This window comes from Acetobacter orleanensis, from assembly GCF_001581005.1.
Lineage (GTDB): Bacteria > Pseudomonadota > Alphaproteobacteria > Acetobacterales > Acetobacteraceae > Acetobacter > Acetobacter orleanensis.
Genome location: NZ_LHZV01000067.1, coordinates 330,579 through 353,123, shown reverse-complemented (window position 1 = coordinate 353,123; position 22,545 = coordinate 330,579). Strand labels below are relative to the sequence as shown.

At 58.2% G+C, this 22,545-nt stretch carries 18 protein-coding genes; 11 read left to right on the top strand and 7 right to left on the bottom strand.

Annotated elements, in window-relative coordinates:
- The first annotated feature begins 32 nt into the window (after nt 1–32).
- The 7 genes from AD949_RS13450 (at nt 33) to AD949_RS13420 (ending at nt 8,671) form a co-directional block, all read left to right on the top strand.
- The gene (locus AD949_RS13450; protein WP_048835249.1) at nt 33–1,523 is read left to right on the top strand and encodes a Ppx/GppA family phosphatase; all 1,491 of its coding nucleotides are present in this window, start codon (nt 33–35) and stop codon (nt 1,521–1,523) included.
- Nucleotides 1,524–1,706: 183 nt separating this feature from the next.
- Nucleotides 1,707–4,031, top strand: a complete 2,325-nt coding sequence (locus AD949_RS13445) for an adenylate/guanylate cyclase domain-containing protein (protein WP_048835250.1) — start codon at nt 1,707–1,709, stop codon at nt 4,029–4,031.
- Nucleotides 4,028–4,930, top strand: a complete 903-nt coding sequence (locus AD949_RS13440) for an MlaE family ABC transporter permease (protein ID WP_048835251.1) — start codon at nt 4,028–4,030, stop codon at nt 4,928–4,930. Before AD949_RS13445 ends, AD949_RS13440 begins: the two co-directional genes overlap by 4 nt.
- Before the next feature lie 3 nt (nt 4,931–4,933).
- Nucleotides 4,934–5,635: an ABC transporter ATP-binding protein gene (locus AD949_RS13435; protein ID WP_048835252.1), complete on the top strand. Its 702-nt coding sequence runs from the start codon at nt 4,934–4,936 to the stop codon at nt 5,633–5,635.
- Nucleotides 5,635–6,585, top strand: a complete 951-nt coding sequence (locus AD949_RS13430) for an MlaD family protein (protein WP_048835253.1) — start codon at nt 5,635–5,637, stop codon at nt 6,583–6,585. Before AD949_RS13435 ends, AD949_RS13430 begins: the two co-directional genes overlap by 1 nt.
- Complete coding sequence (locus AD949_RS13425; RefSeq protein ID WP_048835254.1) at nt 6,582–7,550, top strand: hypothetical protein; 969 nt, start codon at nt 6,582–6,584, stop codon at nt 7,548–7,550. Before AD949_RS13430 ends, AD949_RS13425 begins: the two co-directional genes overlap by 4 nt.
- A 113-nt stretch (nt 7,551–7,663) precedes the next feature.
- Complete coding sequence (locus tag AD949_RS13420; RefSeq protein WP_052944530.1) at nt 7,664–8,671, top strand: ion channel; 1,008 nt, start codon at nt 7,664–7,666, stop codon at nt 8,669–8,671.
- A gap of 78 nt (nt 8,672–8,749) precedes the next feature.
- Here the strand turns inward: AD949_RS13420 and AD949_RS13415 are convergent, their stop codons facing one another.
- Together AD949_RS13415 and AD949_RS13410 are read right to left on the bottom strand one after the other, a co-directional pair.
- Entirely contained in the window at nt 8,750–10,960 is a 2,211-nt protein-coding gene (locus tag AD949_RS13415) for an FUSC family protein (protein ID WP_052944531.1), read from the bottom strand.
- A 95-nt stretch (nt 10,961–11,055) separates the two neighbouring features.
- A complete protein-coding gene (locus tag AD949_RS13410) occupies nt 11,056–13,239 on the bottom strand; it encodes an FUSC family protein (RefSeq protein WP_048835255.1) in 2,184 nt (727 codons plus the stop codon).
- Between the two features lie 253 nt (nt 13,240–13,492).
- Here AD949_RS13410 and AD949_RS13405 point away from each other — a divergent pair, with 253 nt between their 5' ends.
- Both AD949_RS13405 and AD949_RS13400 read left to right on the top strand, forming a co-directional pair.
- A complete protein-coding gene (locus AD949_RS13405) occupies nt 13,493–13,864 on the top strand; it encodes a YidB family protein (RefSeq protein WP_048835256.1) in 372 nt (123 codons plus the stop codon).
- Nucleotides 13,865–13,979: 115 nt separating this feature from the next.
- Nucleotides 13,980–14,507: a hypothetical protein gene (locus tag AD949_RS13400; RefSeq protein WP_048835257.1), complete on the top strand. Its 528-nt coding sequence runs from the start codon at nt 13,980–13,982 to the stop codon at nt 14,505–14,507.
- On the opposite strand, the gene AD949_RS13395 is transcribed toward AD949_RS13400, so the two are convergent.
- Entirely contained in the window at nt 14,508–15,485 is a 978-nt protein-coding gene (locus AD949_RS13395; protein ID WP_244463302.1) for a hypothetical protein, read from the bottom strand.
- 322 nt (nt 15,486–15,807) lie between these two features.
- Between AD949_RS13395 and AD949_RS13390 the strand changes: the two genes are divergently transcribed.
- Nucleotides 15,808–17,064 carry a dicarboxylate/amino acid:cation symporter gene (locus AD949_RS13390; protein WP_048835258.1) on the top strand — a complete coding sequence of 419 codons (1,257 nt, stop codon included), beginning with the start codon at nt 15,808–15,810 and terminating at the stop codon, nt 17,062–17,064.
- Nucleotides 17,065–17,244: 180 nt separating this feature from the next.
- On the top strand, nt 17,245–18,672 hold the full coding sequence (locus tag AD949_RS13385) for a carbohydrate porin (RefSeq protein ID WP_248845783.1): 1,428 nt from the start codon (nt 17,245–17,247) through the stop codon (nt 18,670–18,672).
- A gap of 45 nt (nt 18,673–18,717) precedes the next feature.
- On the opposite strand, the gene ccmI is transcribed toward AD949_RS13385, so the two are convergent.
- The 4 genes from ccmI to AD949_RS13365 are packed head-to-tail and all read right to left on the bottom strand — an operon-like array spanning nt 18,718 to nt 22,481.
- Nucleotides 18,718–19,449 carry a c-type cytochrome biogenesis protein CcmI gene (gene ccmI, locus AD949_RS13380; protein WP_048835259.1) on the bottom strand — a complete coding sequence of 244 codons (732 nt, stop codon included), beginning with the start codon at nt 19,447–19,449 and terminating at the stop codon, nt 18,718–18,720.
- Nucleotides 19,450–19,453: 4 nt separating this feature from the next.
- Nucleotides 19,454–19,930 (bottom strand): cytochrome c-type biogenesis protein, encoded by a 477-nt coding sequence (locus tag AD949_RS13375; RefSeq protein ID WP_174766751.1) that lies wholly within the window; start codon nt 19,928–19,930, stop codon nt 19,454–19,456.
- A complete protein-coding gene (locus tag AD949_RS13370) occupies nt 19,924–20,499 on the bottom strand; it encodes a DsbE family thiol:disulfide interchange protein (protein ID WP_048835261.1) in 576 nt (191 codons plus the stop codon). Before AD949_RS13370 ends, AD949_RS13375 begins: the two co-directional genes overlap by 7 nt.
- Nucleotides 20,496–22,481: a heme lyase CcmF/NrfE family subunit gene (locus tag AD949_RS13365; protein WP_048835262.1), complete on the bottom strand. Its 1,986-nt coding sequence runs from the start codon at nt 22,479–22,481 to the stop codon at nt 20,496–20,498. Before AD949_RS13365 ends, AD949_RS13370 begins: the two co-directional genes overlap by 4 nt.
- Between the last annotated feature and the right edge of the window lie 64 nt (nt 22,482–22,545).

The following is a 22,545-nucleotide window of genomic DNA, read 5'->3' as shown; positions in this document are numbered from 1 at the left end:
CGTGAACAGGTTTGGGGAGTAGAGTGCCGCGCATGCAGACTGATATGCCGCGCCGTTCGGCCGTTGTTGATCTTGGGTCCAATTCTGTCCGCCTTGTGGTGTTCGAGGGCGTGTCACGCAACCCGGTGCCGATCTTTAATGAAAAGGCGGTTCTGCGTCTGGGCCGTGGGCTAACAGCAACGGGCAAGCTGAACGAGGAAGGCGTGCAGATGGCCATGGAAGTGCTCAACCGCTTCCACGCTATTGCCCGCGCCATGAACGCGGACCCGTTTGAAATTCTGGCAACCGCTGCGGTGCGGGATGCTCTGAACGGGCCGGAGTTTGTGGACGCGCTGCGCAAAAACATGCCGGGTGTGCCTATCCGTATCCTGAGCGGTGAGGAAGAGGCCGACCATTCCGCCATTGGCGTGATGTGCGGTATCCCCGGCGCCAATGGTCTGGTGGCGGATGTGGGTGGTGGCTCTCTTGAACTGATCCGTCTTGCGGAAGATGGGCGGCACGACGCTAACACTCTGCCGCTGGGGGTCATCCGCCTGAGTGACCGCGCCAACGGAGACCTGACCGCCGCCCGCACACTGGCGGATGAGGATATTGGCGGCGTCAAATGGCTGTCTCAGGTCAAGGGCAACACGCTGTATCTGGTCGGCGGGGCGTTCCGCGCTCTGGCCCGCCTGCATATTGCCCGCATGCAATATCCTTTGAATATTGTGCATTATTACACGCTGGGGCTGGAAGAAGCGCGGGAGATGACGGGCTGGCTGCTCCATGCGCCACGCCGCAGTCTTGAGCGGCTGCCCGGTGCCCCCAAAAAACGTCTGGATGATGTGCCGTTTGCGGCAACCGTTCTGCGCAGGCTCCTGCGCAAGGTGCAGCCCGAGCGGGTGGTGTTCTGCGTAGATGGCCTGCGGGAGGGGTGGTACATGCTGAATGTCGCCCCGGATTTCTTGCCGCAGGACCCGATGGAAGTGGTAGCGCGGGATATGTGCGCCCGGTTGGGCCGTAGCAATACCCTGCCGGATGTGCTGTGCCGCTGGACAGATGGCTTGCTGGCCAAGGAAACAGCGCAGGAGCAGCATCTGCGGCGCATTGCCTGTATTCTCTCGGATGTGGGCAGTCACGATCACCCGGAATATCGGGCGGAGCAGACGTACTGGCGTATTCTCCGCCTACAGGGCGTTGGGTTTGATCATGAGGCGCGGGCGTGGCTGTCTCTCGCACTTGCCGTGCGGTACGCAGCCGATGTCACGGCGGATTTTCTGGTGACCTCCCGCACGTTGCTGAGTGACGTCGCGTATCGGCGCGCTCTGGTACTGGGGCAGGCCTTGCGTCTGGCCTATTCTGTCTCCGGTGGAACAACGGTGCTGCTGGATGGCACCGCGTTGCTGTGGCAGCGTAAGGAACTGGTGCTCAAACTGGTGTCATCCCGTGTGTCCGTGCGGGGAGAAACCGTGGGGCGCGGGCTGACGCGCCTTGGGCAGGCGTTGGAGGTTCCTACTCATATTGAGTCTGATCAGGACGCCTGATCTCCACCTTTTTCCAGTCTGTTTTCTGTCAGGATCAGAGATGCGCGCGGGGCAGGGCATAGAGGCTCTGCGCCTTCTGGCTGGTTATGGGGGTGGACAAGGTGCCGGGTTCTAGGCACCTTAAATTTCAGACATCTTCCGGTGGCGGAGGAGTTATGGCCAGTAGTCAGTGGAAAAAATTACGTGTCTTCTGATGAGATAGTCGACCCAACCGTGCAGAATGACGCGTCCGTGCGGCGTGTCCTGCTGCATTTGGTTCTGCCGTTTGGGGCGTTGGTGGTGGTGGTGGTATCCATTGCTGCCATTGGCCTGCACTCTTATCGGTCCACGCGGGCCGGGGTTACGGCGCTGACGAATGAACTGCTTGGGGCTGTGCAGGAGAATATTTCTCAGGAAGTTTCAGACTACATCATGCCTGCCATGGCGGGGAATATCATTGCCAGCGGTATGATTGCGCACGCGCCGCCACAGGTTTCGGACCGAGTTTTTAACTCCTACGGCGCGGCCATGCTGCAAAGTGTGCCGCAGTTGCAGTCCTTTTATCTGGGGGATGAAGATGGCCATTTCCGGCTGATTACCCGTGGGCCGGACGGAAAAAATCAGGAACGCACCACGTTTGAGGTGCATGACGGCAAACAGGTTTATCACCGCGAATTTTTCACCGATGATGGCGTAAAAACTGGCGAGCAATACACGGACGCCACCGGGTATGACCCGCGGAAGCGGCCTTGGTATGCCAACACGGAAGGCAAGACGGACATCCAGTGGACGCAGCCTTATCTGTTTGCCACGGCCCGCCAGTTTGTCATGACCAGTTCTCTGCGGTTTCGCGGTTCAAATGGTCACACCTACGTTTTTGCAACCAATATTTCTCTCAATGAACTCAGCACCTTTCTTGACCATCTGAGAGTCGGAAAAACCGGCAACGCCATTATTCTGGACAGCAAGGGCCGGGTTATTGCCGGGCGTAACATCATGCAGCAGGCGGAAGCTGCCGGGTGGGACCCCAACAAGATGGTGCTGGACCCTAAAACGCATCCGGTTTTTGCCCGTGGCTATGATCATTACCGTGTGCGCGGGTTTGGCCCACGGAGCTTTGAGTTGGATGGCAAACGGTACGTTACCATTGCCTCGCCGCTGAAAAGTTCTGCCGAGCGCTGGATTTTGCTGCTGTCAGCCCCGGAAAGTGACTTCGCGAGTTTTGCTCGGCAAAGCAGCCAGCAAAGTTTGCAGTTTGCCGGGATTATTATTGTCTTCTCCCTGACGCTGGCAGGGTTCCTTATCAGGCAGGTCCGGCGGTCGGAACGTGTAGCCCGTAAGCTGGCGCAGCAGGGTGTGCAGATTACGCATGAAAGTGCCGCAGTGCAGCAGGTGGCTTCCACGCCGCAGTTGTTTGACCCGAAGACAGACCCATTGGTGCTGACGGAGCAATTGGTGCATGTCACGGATGCGCGCAGGGCGAGCATCTGGCGGTTGCTGCATAATGGCGAGGCGCTGATCTGCGAGGAGTCATATGACCAGAAGCAGGATGCGCATTCCGGCGGTTTTGAAATGTCCCGCACGGAACTCGGGTCCTTTTTTGAAGCCATTGAAGCCGGGGATGTGCTGAGCGTTGACAATGCCGCGACGGATGAGCGCACAACGCAGTTTGAACGTCTGGTCATGCGCGAGTTGGGTACTCGGCAGCTTGCCGTGTACCCAATCCACGGCCCGAAAGGCATTATTGGCGCGATAGTGCTGGAAGATGCCCGCATGGCCGCGCATCTGGTCTATTTTGTGGACCTGATGGCATCTATCGCCGGGATCAGACTGGCCGAGACAGCGGATGAGATTGAAAGCGGACATGGCCTCCCGGCTGATGAAATGGCGGGAACGGGCGTGTCCGCGTCCCCCCGGCCAGAGCCGCAGTTTGATAACATGCTCATGCGCGCGCCACAGGTGGCGGGGGTTACAACCTCTGGTATTTATCCCTCTGTTGCTGTGCTGGTTATCACCTTTTCTGACCCGGTTGTGGATGGAGAGGCTGAAACCCAGAACCTGCTGGTGCTCATCAACAAACTTGCAACGGATGTGCAGCGCATTGCCAAAGAGCGCGGCCTGTTTGGCGTGGAAGTGGCAGGCCACCGGATGATCTGCATGGCGGGCTGCACGGTGGAGGAAGACCATACGGCCATTATCCGCATTGCCGATGCCGCGTTGACCATGCGGGAAACCTTTATGGCAACGCTGGCTGCCGCCAATCTGGAACCCGTGTTTGCCATGGGGCTGGATTACGGCGCGGCATTTGGTGGCGCTGTGGGGGAAGAGCCAAAGGTGTTCAACCTGTGGGGCCAGACGGTGTCCATGGCGGAACTCATGGCGCAGGGCGCGAGTGATGGTGGCACCATTCAGGTGACAGACCGCGTCTATGCCGCTTTGCGTGACCGTTATCTGTTCCGTTCACGCGGGTCCTTCTTTGCGCCGCACCTTGGCCTCGGCCGGGCCTATGTTCTGGCTGCGCGCCGATGAGTGGCTCCAACGCGCAGCCCAACCAGCCGGAGCCTACGGAAGAGCAGGACCCTCTTCTGGAGGCCGAGGCCGCCAGCCATTCGCAGTATCCGCAGAAATTTGTGCTGCATGAATGGGTGCGGGAAAAACTGGCGTGGCTGGGGCGGCTGACGCGGCGGCAGATCCGCTTTTTTCTCATCATGCTCGGGTCCTGCTGGGGCGTTATTTTTGAAAGTTTCCGCGCGCATTCATGGCGGCGCACGGTGCGGTATGAATTTGCCGCCACGATGAGAAGCGTGATTGGCGGCGGTTTGATCGCCACAATGTTTGCGGGCACGCTGACAGGCGTTGCCGCAGTCTCCCAGACTATTTACTGGCTGGGGCTGGCGGGCATGGCCAAAATGACCGGCACTATTCTGATCGATGTGGTGATCCGGGAAATTGCGCCCATTCTGGTGGGTATTCTGCTGCTGGGCCGCAATGGCATGTTGTCCGTAACAGAGCTTGGTTTGCTGACAACGGGTGGAGAAATCCGCTCCATGCAGGCGCAGGGGCTGGACCCGTTTTTGCTGCTGGTCATGCCGCGTACGCTGGCTTTTACGGTTGGCGGGTTTACGCTCGGGATTCTGTTCTCCTTTGCGGCACTCGTGACAGGCTACGTCATCAGCCGCATGTCCGGCGTGGTGACAAACCCGGTCTGGACGTTTCTGTATGATGTGATTACCGCCATGTCTCACGCGGATTATCTCATTATTCCGCTTAAATTTATTACAGTCGGGTTTGTAGTTGGGCTGGGCGGTTGCCTGACGGGGCTGACCGCCACGGGCGAAGATAATTTGCGCACCCTTCTACCGCGTGGCTTTTCTCGCGGAATGCTGATTGTGATGGCTGTCAGCGTGCTGTTCAGTCTGGACCTGTAAACCATGGATACACGCACAACCGGACCGTTGCTGGAGTTGAACAAAGCCGTTCCGTCCTTTGAGGAAAGCGGCCTGCCGCCTGTTCCGTTCAGCATGAAGCTGATGCCGGGGGATTGTATGGTGGTGGAATCCCGTTCCTCCTCCCGCGCCACGATGTTTGCTGACCTGTGTTGCGGTCTGGTGCCGCTGGATGATGGCGCGGTAAAGTTCATGGGGCTGGACTGGGCAGCCCTGCATGACAGGGAGATCAATGCCCTCCGTGGACGCATTGGGCGTATAACCCGCAGGCCAAGCTGGCCTGAGTTTCTGAACACGCATCTTGCCATCACGCTCCAGCAACTGCACCATACCACCCGCCCGCTTGATGAGATTGTGGCGGAAGCAGCCCGGTTGAGTGAAGCATTTGGCCTGCCCGGTCTCCCTGTTTTGCGGCCCAGCCTGCTGTCTGATTTCGATCTGCTGCGAGCGGGTTGTGTAAGGGCTTTTTTGGGGCACCCCCGCCTGTTGCTTCTGGAAGACCCGTTGGAAGCAAGCCCGGTTGAACTGCAAAATCCGTTTTTAAGTGCGATAACGGAAGCGCGGGACAAAGGGGCCGGGGTTATCTGGCTGGTACGCAATAATGCCATCTGGCAGGGTTACCGGCAGGGAATTACGAGTATGTGGCGCCTGGCTGATGACGGGCTTGTAGAAATACGGACGGCATAATGTTCCAGATCCGCTTAAGACAAAAAGTCAAACCGCTCATTTCCCTGCGCTATGCGGATGAATGGGTCGGCTTCCTCGTGCTTCTCAGCGTGGTGCTGTTTGCCGGTGCTGTGGTTGAGGCCGGTGTGCTGCAAAACTGGCTGACACCGCCCGCGCGCCTGCATGTCACGCTGCCTGCTTCTGGTGTGGGTGGCCTGACGGTGGGGAGTGACGTGCAGTTGCTCGGTACCCATGCCGGTACCATTCGTGCGGTAAAGCTCAACCCCTCGGGTGAGATGTATGCGCTGGTGGATCTGGACCCGCAGGCCAAGCCGTTTATCCGGCGGGACAGCACGGCCATTATCCGCAAGCAGTTTATTGTTACCGGCTCCTCCTATCTGGAACTCAGCCGTGGGCACGGGGATGCCATGGACTGGAGTTATGCCGTGCTGAGCGCAACACCAGCGCCCAATCCGGCGGACCAAATTACGGCGACGCTGAATGATATTCAGGCCCAGATCATGCCCGCCATTGCCAGCGCACGGCATATGATGGCCGAACTTGACGCCACCATGACGGACATGCATGCGGGCAAGGGCACAGTAGGCCAATTGCTGACCAATGATGAACTGGTCAGACAGGCGCAGGCGGCTGCGGTCTCGCTGAACACCGTGATTGACCGGCTCAAGCCGATTGAAAAGCAGGTTTCCGGCATCATGACCAAGACAGACGGCACCATGAACAATCTGCGCTCTGCTTCGCACGATCTGAAAGGGGCAACGCCGCATCTGCCCGCCATTGCAGGCAGTGTGGAAGCCAGCACGGCAGATCTGCCCGCTCTGCTTGCACAGGCGCAGACAACCCTTTACGGGCTGGAAAAACTGACGGACCAGTTGCGTGGCATGTGGTTGCTGGGGGGGCAGAAAACCACAAAGAAGAACCGCCTCGCGCCCCGGCAGGTGCGGCCATGAAGCGCGTAACCTCCCAGACGTTCCTGGCCCCTTTACTGCTGGCCCCCTTACTGCTGACCGGCTGTGGCGGCGGGGCTGTGGAAGCTCCCTCCGCACGGGATGACGCCGCGTGGGATCAGGCAATGACAGCCGGGCAGGACTCTTTTGAACTGGGCCGCTATAGCGTGGCGATTACCCAGTATCGCAGGGCAGCAGACCTCGCACTGTTACGGGATGATGGCGTGGCGACGGCTGAAGCAGGGTATGATCTTGCCGTATCCCAGCTTGCGGGGGATGACCCGGCAGCGGCCGTTAGAACCGTGCAGACCACACGGCAGGCCGCCGCTGTGCGTGGGCAGACTGCTCGCCCGGAATTTGATCTGATTGAGGCAGCCGCCCGCTATCGTTTGAACCAGTATCCGCAGGCGGTCGCATTGGCCTCTGGCGGGATGGCTTCCCCGGATACAGCCTATGCCGCGCGGTCCGCCCTTGTGCTGGGGCTGGCGGCAGATGCAGGGCGGGATGCTACGGCCTTCCAGAAAGCGCTGACCTATTTTAATGGGCTCAAGCCCCCCCTTTCCGGCACAGAGCAGGCGGATAAGGCCGAAATTCAGGCCCGCGCCCTGCTGGCCTCCAACCCTGTGCAGGCGGAGCAACTGGCGGAACAGGCGGCCACCCTGCGGCGGGATGAATCCTCTTACCGCGATATGGCGCGCGCACTGGCTTTGGCCGGGCAGGCGGCGGACCGGAGCGGAGACCACCAGAAGGCCGCCAGCTTCTGGGCACGGGCGGCACAAAGCGCCTCCATGCAGGCGAAATCTGCCAACACAGCGGATGCCGCAACTGTGACGCAAGGGGAGAGCCTGCTGCGCGGAGGTGCCATGTCTGCACAGAGCGATGCCGCCCAATGGGCAAATCTGGCGGGTGGTGTGGCCTTGCATCCGTTTGCAGAGCAAAAAACGCCTGCTTCAAAAAAATCGCTGTGATGTGATGCGGATTTGCCATGCGTAATTGATAGGAGCAGGCTTTTCAGGACCCGTGTATGACCGCCTGAACGCAGGGTCGCGCGGCATGCGGCTTTCAGACCAGAAGGGCGGACATGAAAAGCTTATTCCGGCAGTTCAGGGAAAAGCGCGAAGCAAGACTGACAGCGCGTTACAACCGACTGGACGAGACGCCGCTTGAAGAAACGGGCAAGTCTGACAGGAAGACCCATTTTACAACCAAAGACGCCATTCGCCGGTTTCGCACCCATGCGTTGGTGGAAGAAAAAGGCCACCGGGATGTTGTGCGCGTGGGCTTGTCTGACAGTGTCTGGACAGACCTGTATCATCACGCCCTGACAGCAAGCTGGCCCGCTTTTGTTTACACGGCTGTTATTTCCTATTTCCTGATCAATCTGTTTTTTGCCCTTCTCTATTGGGTAGAGCCGGGGCAGATCACGGGAGAAGGCCAGCATACTCTGCTCTCCCTCTTTTTCTTCAGTGTGCAGACGCTCTCCACCGTGGGCTATGGCGGCATGGTGCCGGTCGGGCCGTATGCGAATGTTATCGTCTCGTTTGAAGTGCTGATTGGCATGATGCTCAACGCGCTGGCAACAGGCGTTGTGTTCGCCCGTTTTGCGCGACCACGGGCGCGCATTATGTTCAGCAATAAAGCCGTTATCAGTAATGAAAATGGTATTCCAGCACTCTGTATCCGTATTGCGAACCTGCGGCTGAGTGTCATTTTATCCGTGGATGTGGAAGTCTCTCTCTCTCGTCTGGTCGTGAGTGAAAACGGCCATCTGGTCCGACAGTTTGACCAGCTTTTGCTGGTGCAGTCCCATGTGCCAGTGCTGCGGTTTGCGTTTGTCATGGCGCATGTCATCGGGCCGGAAAGCCCGCTGCATGGAAAAAGCATGGCCGAGCTTGAGAAGGAAGAAGCCGAAATTGTCGTGACCGTAACTGGCACGGATGAGGCTTTGGGCCAGACCGTGTTTGCGCGGACGGCGTATCGGTTTGACCATGTGCACCATAACCACCGATTTGTGGATATTGTCCTCTCCCGCCCGGATGGACGCATTGCTGTGGATTACACGCGTTTTCACGATATTGAACAGCACTGAGACTGTTTTGGAATAACCCTAACCTGCGTCCGTTACCACGCTTAAGAAGCCAATACGGGTGTCTTGCAGGCTAATGTCTCACGCCGCACGCGGGAGATGAAAGCGGCGGGTTATGTCCAGAAACGTGACATTATCGGCCAGCTCCCGCTTCATGACTTCCAGACTGCCGACCGCGCGGGTGAGCTCCATCTGGATAGACAGGTTAGGCTCCCACAAAGTGGCAGGGCGCAGGAATGCCAGTGCGGTGGCGGCGGTCTCCGCGGGTTGGGTGGTGTGGCCATGTAGCGTGGCAATACTGTGCAGAACGGTTTGAAGGGCCTGCGTATGCTGCGGCGAGAGGGCGTGATGTTCCAGCACATGCTGGATACGCAGGATGAGCAGCCCGACTGTCATAATGCCCATGGCACCAGCCAGATAGGCTTCTGTCAGCGCATCCGGTTTCTCGCCTGCGTGGTGAATAATCTGTGCAATTCGCCCGCAGGAGCGCGCCATCCATTCCGCTGGCGTAAAAGAACTTTCTTTAGCAGCCAGCCTGCGTAAATCGCGCACCAGTTTGCGGCGCAGCCGCCAGCGTTCCGCCGCTGGGTCAAACGGCAGCACCAGCCGGAAAGTCCATACTCCCAGCGCAATGCCAAGGACGACAGCGGGCGTGGTGTTAAACCAGAGGATTTCATTCATACGGCTATGGTTGGCCGGGCCAATCATAAACGGCATGAAATTGTTATAAGCCGCTGCTGTCCCAATGGAATTGGGGGCACGGAGGGCAAGCCCGCCGACCAGCATGGGGAAAAAGAGCGACGCCAGCAGTGTTTCATCACTTGCCTGTTCGGGGAGGACGAGAAACACTAGAACCCAAGACACAAGAGCGGCCCACACTGCTCCTCTTAAAAAACCGCTTGAAGCCTGAACGGGGTTTTCAAAAGAGGAAAAGCGTGTGCTGGTGACTGCCACGAACATCGCCAGTGTCGCGCCATCGGGCCATGCCGTCACTTCCCATATCAAACCGCCAACACAGATGGCGGCGGCTGCCCGGAGGCCGTTATTGAGAGCCAGTACGGGGTCTTTTTCAATATGCTGGGCAAAGCGGAAATGGTCTTTGGGGGAGGGGGCCTGCGTTGCGATAAAATGTTGCAGGGCTTCATCCAGTTCCAGAATCAGCTTGGCGAGGGCTGTTTCCAGAATACGGCTTTCCAGCAGGTCCCGCATAAGGTGCTCAGAGTTGTTGGGCTGGGTTCGGGCTTCTTCAAACAGGATCAGCGTGTCTGTTGCGGTTTGCAGGCAGTTTGTGCGGCTATGGTAGAGATCCGCGCGAATTTGGCGGACGGCTTCAATCAGGTCAGAGGGGGCATTCAGGCGGTCAGGGATGGTTGTCAGGATATGGGCGAAGTCTGAGAGGGATTGTTTAAAGGTCTCGGGCAGCGGAGCGGCGGCGTCCATGTGGATGTGCATGCTGAGCCCACGCGCCAGAAACGTGGAAATACTGGCCAGCACAGCGCGGGCGTGATCACCTATATGCTCATGTGGTCCCATCTCAATTTCGCTGAACTCAATCTGATCGGCCAGCGAGGGAATGCTGCCCATCAGTGCGCGGGACCGGAACAGCCCGTCTTTCTGGCCCAGCAAAAGGCCAGTCATGCTCAGGCAGGCACCGCTGAGGGCTTCCATCAGCCGGGTGCGAATTTCATCATGCGCCACAGTATTCAGCCGGGGCGCGAACAGACCCGCCAGCGTGCTTTCACACACAATGCCCAGCGTGATGTAGGTGGCGCGGGATATGGCGATCATGAAAATATTGTCGGGCTGACTGGCTCCGCTCAGCACGATGATGGTGCAGGTAAACGCGACCAGAACCAGCGCGTAGGACCGGAAGTTGCGCAGAAAGGTCGCTTCCGCGCAGCATGCTCCGGCTCCCAGCGCCAGCAAGGGGAAGAGCAGCCACGGCTCTTGCGGAAAAGCCGCCAGAAACGCGATGCCGCATATGGCCCCGATGCAGGTGCCAATCAGCCGCCATTTCGCTTTGGAGATGCTCTGCCCGCGTGAATTCTGCGCGACAATCCATGTCGTCATAGCCGCCCATTGTGGGCTGTCCAGTTCCATCCACAAAGCGAGGCTCAGGGCCAGCAGAGCGGCGCAGGTTGTGCGTAGTGCGAAACCCAGATTGGCCGGGGAGGGGGCGATCAACCACGCAAGGGGTGCGTTTTCTGAAAGACCGGGTCGGCCCGATAAAACTCTGTTCCCCCATGCACGCATACGCTGCGCAAGGTGGTCAGATAACGAAGACACATGCACGGGCCAGCTATTCCTCCAGACCTCGTGTTATAACACGAAGCGGAGGGTCTGGAGCATATTAAAATAGTTTTTCAGAAGAGCGGGTTAAGCGGCTCTTAAACAGCCTTGTAGGGTTTGGAGGCATCAAGGAATACCGCGTTGGCGTCCAGTTCGTGCGAGACCACAATCAGGTAGGCAATCGCGCGGGTCAGCTCAATGCGGGTGCTGATATTGGCTTCCATCGCCTCAATACGGCGCAGGGCTCTCGTGGCAATACGCGCGCTCTGGGCGGTGCGACCATATTTGCCGGTAAAGCGGCTCATGCGCTGCATCACCACTTCAATCGGCCTGCGGGCCGAAGGCGGGATCTGGTCGCGTTGCAGCAGATTGCGCAGGCGGATGATATTGAGGCCAATGGTCATGGCCGCCAGCGTGCCCTGTAGGCAGCCTTCAATGGTGGGGGAGGGCGTAGGCCCGGCATGGCGGATCAGCCGCGCGAAGCGGTCAATATTCCGGCCAATCCAGTTCTGGTTAAGCGGAATGGGATTAGCCGACGCCAGTGTGCGGAGGTCACGCAGCAGGGTACGCCGCATGCGCCAGCGTTCCGCCGCGCTGTTAAAGGGCATAACAGCCCGGAACATGATAACGGCAAACCCCACGCCAAGCACAACGGCGGCCGTCGTGTTGAACCACGCAATTTCGTTCTCGCGCCCCTGATTGAAGGGATGCACAAAGTTTGGCAGCAGCAGCGTATAGGCTGCGGCGTGCAGCGCGGTTCCGGCGTTCCGGCTGGCCAACCCACCCGCAATCATGGGCAGAGTAAGGGACGCGACCAGCATTTCATAATTTTCCTGTGTGGGCAGGACCACAAACACAAGAAAGAATGCGACAAGAGCAGCCCACAAGCTCCCCACCATGAACTGCGTTGTGGCCAGCACCGGGTTTTCCCGCGTGGCGAACAAGCCGCAGACAATGGCCACAAAAGTAATAAAACCGAGGCCCGCGGGCCATGCGGTGACTTCCCACACCAGCCCGGCGGCCGTGATGGCGACTGTCGCGCGTAGTCCGTTATAAAAGGCTTCCCGTTTGTCCACATGCGATTGCAGACGGAAGTGAAAGTGGTCTCCGCGAATAAAATGCTGGCTAGCATCATATTCCCGAATGGCCTGCTCCAGTTCTCCCAGCAACTCATCCAGCGCGTTGTGTAGAATACGGCCATCCAGAAGAGCCTGAATTTCCGGATTATCCTGCACCCGGGCCTGCTGCATGCTGATCTCGGTCGTCAGCGCATCGACAATCTGCTGGCGGCATTCCGCGCGCAGCAGACGGAGGTCTTCCAGAAGATTCTGGACGGTATCATCATTTTCAAGCTGAGGTGGTAGACTGGTCAGGAAGGTGCTTACCCTCGCAGCCGTCGCTCGGAAAACCGGCTGGTCCGTATCCACATATTGCAGCCGCACGGCCATGCCCAGTCCGCGGGAGAGCAGGACGGAAACAGCGGCCAGTGCCGCGCGGGCGTGGTCGCCCTCATGCCCGTGCGGCCCCATTTCCACTTCAGAGAATTCAATCTGGTCATTAATGGACAAGATGGGGCCAAACATGGCGCGGGAACGGACGAGCGCTTCCTCATCGCCCGAAAGCAGGCTGGAGACGGAAGCAGAGACATTCCCCAGCGCGGTGCGCAGTTTGTCACGGATATTACGGCGGGCGATATCCGCCAGATTATGCGCAAACAGGCCTGCCAGAACGCTCTCACACGTAATGCCCAGTACGATATAAGTCGCGCGGGACATGGCGGTCATGAACACGTTGGCGGGGTTGGGAATGGCCCCAATGGCAATAATGGCGCAGGTATAACCCGCCAGAACCAGCGCGTAAGACCGAAAATTGCGGACAAGTGTGGCGAGCGTACAGCACAACCCGACCCAGATACCCAGAGCCGGGAAGAAGAGCCACGCCTGCTGGATAAAGGCGGAAATCAGCGTAATGGACATCACCACGCCAATGGCCGTACCCACCAGTCGCCATTTGGCTTTGGAAATACTCTCCCCGCGTGAGCCCTGCGCCACAATCCAGACAGTCATGGAGGCCCATTGCGGGTCATCCAGTTCCATCCACAACGCGATAACCAGCGCAATCAGGGCAGCTGCGGTGGTGCGCACGGCAAAGCCGACCGCTGGCAGCGATGGCGCAAACAGCCACCGGAGGCGGCCGCTCTGCTGCTCGCCGGGGCGGCGCAGCGGACGCAGATGGCGCAGAGGCCCGATGCGGTCGAGAAGGAAGAGGGGGAGACTGGGCACGGTGCTACTTTTTTGGCTGCGGCTGTTTGAAGCGTTTCAGTCTTTCAAACTAGCCCGATTCCCTGAACTTTCCTCGTAGGCTCAGACGCATATCAGCTATCAGCCCCTCTCAGCAGGGTACCCGGACGATAAGAAAGGCAATTATAAATCTCGCACATGATTGTTATCTGGTCCATAATCATAATGATAAATGCGGGTCTGGCACAGCAACAGATTTGCACACAGGCTTAGTGGAAGAGCAGAGAGGCTTTACATGTCCGATTTCATTCAGAATCTCGTTGGCAAAGTAGAAGGCGCGCTGGGTGTCAACCTTCAGGGCGAGATGCAGCAGCAGCTTCAGAAACTGCTCCAGCCTGAAACGCTTCAGAACATTCTGGCGCAGGCTGATCAGGCCGGTCTGGGTGACAAGGTCCGCTCATGGATTGGTCAGGGCAGCAACGTGCCCGCAACGGCTGATGAAATCCGCGATATTCTGGGTAGCGGCACGGTGCATGATCTGGTGCAGCGCACCGGCCTCCCGGCTGATGCCGTGCTGACCACGCTGGCTCATTTCCTGCCGCAGGCTGTGGACAAAAAAACACCGGACGGCACCCTACCCACCACAGAGCCCGCAAAAGAAGCCTGAGAATACCGCTCGCGCCCGGCCCTCAGCGATGGGCCGGGCGTGATTTTGTTATCCGGATGGCAAGCTTGCAGGATTGAAAGGTGCATCCCGCCTGACAATCCGTTAGGATGCTGCCATGAACCTTGGTGAGCGCATCACGCGTGTTGATAGCTGGCTGCTGGATGAACTCTGTCAGCCTCTGGCGGACAGGTTGCCCGAGCGCATGCCTGCGCTTGAAGTTGGTATGAGCTGCCAGCTTGGCTCTCTGCTGTTTTCCGCTGTCTCCATTATCGCCGTGTTTGTCATTGGCGGCATGGAAGATATTTCCAATATGATGTTCAACGTGCTGGTCTGGGGCCTGTGCGTGACATTTTTTATCGGCCTCAACCGCATGCGGGTGCTGGTGCAGCCCGGCAAGCCAAACCCGTTGCGTTATATGCTGGTGGGGGTGCGGTTGGTCTCCATTCCGTTTACAGCTTATGTGCTGTTTCAGGCGTATGGAGCACCGGCACCGTATCGGTTGCCAATGTGGTTTAACGCGCTGTCCAACCTTGTTTTTGTGGTGGGGCTTTATTTTATTTCCTGCCAGCCCCGTCCACCCCAGCGCCGCGCGCGGGAAGATATCTGGGCACGGACTCCGTTGCAGGAAGCCGGGAATAGCTGATCAGAACACGGTGTTCACAGCAAACTGCGGGGCGATTTTAATGCCCGTATCATGCCCCGCGTAATAGACGGCGGCGCCGACAATCACACCCCAGCGTGGGTTCCAGTTATATTCAACTGCCGGTGCAATCTGCCAGTCTGTTGAGGCAGCGCTGATTTTGTTGATCCGCGCCCCCGCAGCGTTCCACCCCTTGAGGTGAGACCCATTTCCCCAATCCCGCGCCAGATCCATAGCCAGAACCCAGCGTTGGTTAATGCCGTATTCCAGAGAAAAGCCGGTCTGGCCGCTCATGCCCGGACGCCCAGTGCCCCGGAAGCCTGCTGCGGTGCCGTAGGTCGTGACATCCCGCAGGCGCGCACTTGTTAAAGCGCGCCGCCACCAGTTCCACACGCGTAGGCGCAGGGCATGGTTACCCGGCAATGTGTAAGTGGACTGGCTGGTAATGGCAAAGCGGAAAACATAGGCGCCTGTGCCGTTGCCATCCTGCGCGGAGCGCAGGTGGGAATAAGCCCCCGTTGGCATGACAACACCGGCAAACAGGTTGAGGTCCGGGATAAAGCGTTTCGGGTTGGGGTGGAGAAACCGCCAGATGAGATCCACCGGGAAATCACCAAACTGCGGGCCGTGGGCATGTCCTGCTGCATGTTTCCAGCCGTAGCCGACCACCGTATGGGCCTGAACGCTGAGGTCATCCGTAATGCCGTATTTCCACAAGGTGGAATTACTAAAGCTCTGTTGCCGGGGGTGAAGGGGATGGCTGGACCCGTTGGACGCAAAGGAACCGACCGGCTGGCTGTACGAGTAGTAAGGTTCTATCCCCATATCGCCCGCATGGTTTTTTGCGCCAGACGGAGAAACCAGAGAGCCTGTGTACCACTGGTCCGCCTGTGCCGCATGACCGGAGAGATTTGCTAGGGATGATCCGGCCAGCACTGCGTAAAAAAAGTGGCAACAACGATGCAGTGACGGTCTGACCATAACCTTAAAAAACACCTCTTTATTGAACTCTGGCACGAGGGAGCCAGCAAACCCGCTGAAAATCAAGAACAGGTGGCGATATTTTTAAAAATAATATAAGAGATTATTGAAAGACTGTGAGTTTTCTGCGGTTGATTTGGAAATTTTATTTCGTTGCGAAGTTATATCGTTTTGTTATTGTTGCGATTATTTAACTATTTTACGGAGTCTGTTTTGGCAGAAAGAATTCATGAGATAGGTCCGGTCTGGTCTTCAAATATTCTAGCCGGTAGCGTAGAACCCGGCAAAATAGTGGCAAAAAACCAGAATAGGGAACAACGTGATGGCTATTGGGACGCAGCCGGTCAACACCAGACGGCGGACTTATGCTATTTTGATTGCCCTTGTTCTGGGCGTCCTGAGCGGACTTTTTATTCATACGCTCTCGCCTGCCGTTATTCATTTTGCCGAGCAGGCCGCAACCCTGATGACGGGTATTTTCCTGCGGTTGATCAAGATGGTGATCGCGCCGCTGGTGTTTGCCACGCTTGTCAGCGGGATTGGCAAGCTGGGGGGCGACAGTCAGGTGTTCCGCGTTGGTGGTAAAATCCTGCTGTGGTTTATCTGCATGTCCTTTGTCTCTCTGCTTATCGGGCTGTTAGCAGGGAATGTTTTTCAGCCGGGGTCTGGGTTTGAACCGCCTGCGGTGGCGGATATGGCTAATCTGAAACACCCGTTTCAGCCGGTGGACTTCCTACTGCATATTGTGCCAACCAGCATTCTGGATTCCATGGCCCGGAATGACATCCTCCAGATTGTCGTATTTTCCGTACTGTTCGGTCTAGCCCTTCCCGCGGCAGGCAAGACCGGAAAGACCATGCTGGGCTGGACGGAGGAACTCGGCCACATCATGCTGCGTATGACCGATATGGTCATGCTGCTTGCGCCCATGGCCGTTTTTGGCTCTGTTATGGGCAGTATTGCCCATAGTGGCGGCGGGATGCTTATCCAGTACAGCCGTTTTCTGGTTGAATTCTACACCACCATTCTCCTGCTATGGGTTGTGCTGACAACGCTCGCTTTTCTAGTGCTTGGCCCGCGGATTAAAGACCTGATCCGTGAACTCGTGCAGCCACTTATTCTTGGCTATGCAACCGCCAGCAGTGAGTCCGTCTATCCGTTGCTTTTGGAAAAGCTGGAAGCTTTCGGGGTGCCGGTACGGATCAGCGGTTTTGTGCTGCCGCTGGGTTACAGCTTCAATCTGGATGGTTCCATTCTGTTCCAGAGTTTTGGCGCGCTGTTTATCGCACAGGTGTATGACATCCATCTGTCCGCCATGCAGCAGCTCACTATGGTGCTGGTCATGATGCTGAGCAGCAAGGGTATTGCCGGTGTGCCCCGCGCTTCCATTGTCACACTCGTTGCCGTGCTGCCGCAGTTTGGCCTGCCGGAAGCCGGCATTACATTGATCCTCGGCATTGATCACTTCCTCGACATGGCCCGCACGGCCACCAACGTGCTGGGCAATGGCTATGCCGCTGCGATTTCCGCCAAGTGGGAAGGGGTGCTGTCTGATGGGCCGACAGAGGATCGGCTGTAGAAGGTACAGTCAGTTTAATTAAAAATAGACACACGAATAATTTAGTTGGCAGGTGATTATATTTTTATGTCTTTTTAAAAAAAATAAGAAAGACATTATGTGGATCAGGCTTTTCTTGTTGGCGATTTGACGAGAGCTAAGCCGTCAAGTGCCGACGCAATCATGCGGACAGCCCCGTCTATGCTCTCTCTTGCGCTGGGCGGTGTGCTGTTTTGGGGCGCACCCGCCAGCGCACAGGTCATGGACCGGGATATCGGATCGGCTCCCAGCCTGCTGGTGTCGCGCCCGTTGCCCAGTCATGATGCATACAAGACGTGGGTGCCGCCGTTTTCGCAACCGGAAGCGGTGGCACCCAATCCTGTCTCAAAATGGTTGCGCCGCCGAGGCATAAATTTCCTGCTGGACAATACCAACGAATTTGCGGGTGCCATAACGCCACCCACGCGCGGGACAACACCGGGATTCAGCAATTACAAACAGGGCGCGAGCAATGCGGGACAGTATGCCGTGCAGCTTGACGTGGACTGGGACAAGCTGGTGGGGTGGCGCGGCTTTGCCACGCATATGGTGACTGTCGGCCGTTATGGCACGACCGCCAACCGCATGTTCGGGGACTGGCTGAACCATGCATCGGAAGATTATGGCGGTGGTGGTAACGTGGTGGTCCATCTTGTCTATGCCTATGGGGAGGAAACGCTTTTAGGCGGGCGGCTGGCGATTGCGGCAGGTCGCATGGCCGAAATATCGGACTTTGCCGCCAGTCCGCTGTTTTGCAACTTCCAGAATGGAAGTTTCTGCGGTCGGCCCAAGGGGATAACGGACACAAATTTTGCTGCCGGTTATCCGGCATCGACATGGGGGTTCCGCGTGCGTGGTCGTCCCGCGCGGTCCATCTATGTGCAGACAGGTCTGTATCCGATTGAAAACGGGATTTATCAGGTGTACCAGCACCGGACCGGGTTCAAGTTCAATGGCGCGAACATCATTGGCTATACCGCACCGATCGAAACCGCGTGGGAACCTGTTTTCCGTCATAACACTTTGCCGGGCCATTACAAATTCGGTGCGCAACTGTTCAGCACGCAGCAAAGTGACAATTACTTTGACGTTAATGATGAGTCTTACGGACTGACGGGTCACAAACAGAAGCAGCATGGTGCGTCGTGGTCCACATGGGCCATGTTCGACCAGCGTCTGCTGCATTATCACGACAAAGAGTCTGGCCTGACCGCGCTGGCCGGTGCGATTTATAACGACCCGCGTACGTCATTGCGTCATTATCTTGTGTATGGGGCACTGCTCAATCGGGGTTATTTTCGCACGCGTCCCTATGACACGTTGGGCTTTGCCATCACTTACACAAAAATCGCTGATGGTGTGAGCCTGACGGAACAGAACATGATTGATCGCGGCGCGAGAAGAGGCCTGCCTAATCATGCGACTGGCGTGCAGCACAATACGATTGTTATGGAAGCGAACTACGCCATACATGTCATGCGGGGCGTTATTTTTACCCCTCTGTTTGAATATTATATTCACCCCAATGCCCAGTCCAACCTGCGTAATGCCGCCCTTCTGGGTTTTAAAAGCCATATCCAGATCATGTGACGCAGGTATTTTTCTGTTTTGGTCTTATGTGGTGTTTAAAGTCTTTTACGGATTATCCTGCTCATGCTCACCTTCGGCAATGCGGGCCTGAATGGCACCGCGCCATGGGGCATCTTTGGGGGCGGCATCAAGGGCTTTGCGGAATAGATCCAGCGCCTGCGGGGTAACATGACTTGCGGCGCGCGTCAGGGCTTCACCCGTGCGGGCGGCCACTTCGGGGTCAAAACCCAGTGTGAGGGCGTGGTTCCACGCCTCGGCGGCTTCCGCATAATGTTCCCGGCCTGCCTCGGCCTGCCCGAGCAGCAGGTAGCCTTGCCGTAGGTTCGGGTCTCCTGCCGGGATCATCGCCAGAGTGGCTTTCAGGCGCTGGATGACGGCATCTCCACGGGTGTTCTGCTCATGCTGTGCCGCCAGACGCGGGCCGAGTGGCTGCGCGGGCAGGGACGGGACGCCGTTGGTCAGATAAAGCCCGACAGCAGCGACCGGGATGAGCGCCAGCGCACCCCATACGGCAAAAGGCGGTAGCACATCATGCGCGTGCGTAGGGGCGGTATCGGCCACCAGAATACGGCGCTGGATTTCCAGCCGGGCAATATCATGCTCCGTCGGGGCGATCAGGCCGATCTCTAGATCACGGTCAATTTCAGAAAGCTGGGCTTCATGCAACGCCAGTGCGGCGCTGCGTTCATCCCGGACCTGCCGGGTGCGCCGCCAGAGCGGGAGGGCCGCCGGAGCCAGAGCCAGACAGCTTAACAGCAGAATGGAAAGCCAGATCATGCGCTCAGTCCTTTGTCAGGTCGGCCAGACGGGCCTTTTCTTCCGCTGTCAGCGGTGGGGGGGCAACAGGGGCGGTGCGTCGGCGGCGATAGGAGAAAAACGCAATGGTCAGACCCAGCAGCAGCGCCAGAACCGGCATACTCCACAGCAGCAACGTGCCTATGGAAAGAGGCGGGCTGAGGCGGATGAAATTACCGTAGCGGTTGACCATCCAGTCCATGATCTGGCGGTTACTCTCGCCTTTGGCGACGTGCTCGCGCACCACGCGGCGCAGGTCTCGCGCAAGGCCTGCGCTGCTGTCCTCAATGGATTCATTCTGGCAGACCAGACAGCGCAGCTGGGAGCCAATGGCTTCCGCCCGCGCTTCTTCCTGCGGGTTGGGGAGTATTTCGGACGGATCATCCACCGCCAGAACCAGAACTGGCGCCACGAGCAGGGCGCAGCCCAGAAACAGGGCGGAGAGGCGGCGCAGCATCATGATTTTTTCAGGCTTTCCAGCAGAGGGGCCAGTGTGCTGCGGATGGTGTCTACATCCAGCGGGGCCGCGCTATGCCAGCGGATAATGCCGCCGGGGCCGATCAGGAATGTTTCCGGTACGCCAGAAATGCCCCAGTCAATGCCAACCCGGCCATCGTGGTCATTGCCCAGCCGGGTGAACGGGTTGCCAGAATGTTTCAGGAACCCGGCGGCGTTTTCCGGGCGATCCTTGTAGGCGATGCCCCACATCGGCAGATCATCCTTCAGGCCCATCAGGGTAGGCATTTCTGCAAGACAGGGGATGCACCATGAGGCAAAGAAATTGACCAGAACCGGCTGCGTCAGCGCCCGAAGGTCCTGCGCCGTAAAGCCCTGACCGGGGGCCTGATCCGGCACACTGAAGTCAGGCACCGGGCGATTAAGCACAGGGGCGTTGATGTTATGCGGGTTAAAAGACCCGTGCTGCATGCCGGACAGCATTTTCCAGAACCCTACGCCGACAACCGCCGCTCCGGCCAGAGGGACGGCCATCAGCAGCCGTCTGCGGGTGGTGTTTTCGGGAGGTGTGCTCATGCTGTCGTCACCGTATCGGAGGAAGATTTGGCGCGGCGCGGCGCGCCCACGCGCATGCGCCGGTCAGACAGGGAGAGCGCGCCACCAATTGCCATAATCAGCGCGCCCAGCCACATCCACGGGGCCAGCGGATTGTAATGCAGGCGCAGCACATAGGTCGGGGCAGCATCCGTGCCGTGTTTATCCCCCAGCACGCCATACAGATCAGCCAGCAGATTGGTGTGGATGGACACTTCCGTGGTCGTCTGGTTCTGGCTGTTAAAGCTGCGTTTGGACGGGTGCATGATGGTGACGATTTTACCGTTATGTCGCACCTCAAGGGTTGCAACCAGAGCGGTATAGTTCGGCCCCGGCTCCTGCTTCACATCTGTCAGCGTCCAGTCATACCCGGCCAGATGTTCCGTAGTGCCAACCGGTACTTCCACAATCTTGTGCTGGGCCTGAGACATGGCGGCCAGACCAAGAATCGTTATCCCTACACCGGCATGGGCAATAGCCGTGCCGAAAATAGAGCGGGGGAGCATCCGTGCCCGCTGGAGACTACCGGAAAGCGGCATACGGAACAGGCGCACACGGTCCGCAATATCCAGCACGGATGAGCAGATGACCCACACCGCCAGCGCACTGCATAGAATAGGCGGAATGCCGGACATGCCAAATGTAAACACGGCAAAAGCCACGCCAGCCAGTAACGCGGCAATCCACAGCCGTTGCAGGACCGGCCAGAGCTGCGCGCGCTTCCATGGCAGCATGGGGCCAAACCCCATGAAGATGAACAGCGGAATGGCCAGCGGAATGGTTGTGGCATCAAAGAACGGTTTGCCGACGGAAATGGTGCGGTCAAAGAGCAGGGACATGAAGGGCGGATACATGGTACCCGTCACGACAACCGCGCACAGGGAGCACAACAGAATGTTGTTGAGTACGAGTGCGCCTTCCCGCGAGACGGGGGCGAACAGGCCGCCCGCCGTCAACGTGGGGGCACGATAGGCGAACAGCGCCAGAGAGCCACCAATCACCACAGCCAGCAGGCCAAGAATGAAAATGCCGCGTGCCGGGTCATTCGCAAAAGCATGTACGGAGTTCAGAATGCCCGAACGGACAAGGAACGTGCCGGAGAGCGAGAAGGAGAACGTGGCGATGGCCAGCAGCACTGTCCAGATTTTCAGGCTTTCCCGCTTTTCCACCACAATGGCGGAATGGATCAGCGCGGTGCCGGTCAGCCATGGGATGAGGGAGGCGTTTTCCACCGGGTCCCAGAACCAGTAACCACCCCAGCCCAGCACGTAATAGGACCACCATGAGCCAAGAGCGATGCCGCAGGTCAGGAAACACCATGCCGCCACGGCCCACGGGCGCACCCAGCGACCCCATGCGGCGTCCACCCGGCCTTCCATAAGGGCCGCAATGGCAAAGGCGAATGGCACCGCAAACCCGACATAGCCGGTGTAGAGAATGGGCGGATGGAAAGCGAGACCGGGGTCCTGCAACAGCGGGTTCATACCCTGCCCATCCATGGGCGCGGGCCAGACGCGGGCAAACGGGTCTGATGTGGTCAGGCAGAACAATTCAAATCCGGCGGCCACGGCCCCCAGCACGGCAATCACCCGCGCCCGCAGGGCGGAAGGCAGGTTGCGCCCAAAGGCCGCCACGGCAGCCCCGCAGATGCCCAGAATAAGCGCCCAGAGTAGAATGGAGCCTTCATGATTACCCCAGACACCGGTGATTTTATATAGCAGCGGCTTGGAAACAGCACTGTTGGCCGCAATGTTCTGGACCGAGAAATCATCCGTCACGGCGGCGTTTACCAGACAGAGGAACGAGGCCAGCAGAGCCAGAAGCTGGCCGACAGCTAGCCCCGGCGCGAGCATCATCACCCGTCTGTCGCGTCGTTGCGCGCCGATAAGAGGCAGAATGCCCTGCGCGGCGGCAAGGATGCAGGCAAGGGCCAGCGCATAATGTCCGAGTTCAGGGCTCAGCATGTCAGAGGGGTGTCTCCGGGTGGCGGGCTGTGGGGACAGCGTAAAAGAGAGCGTAAAAGAGTCT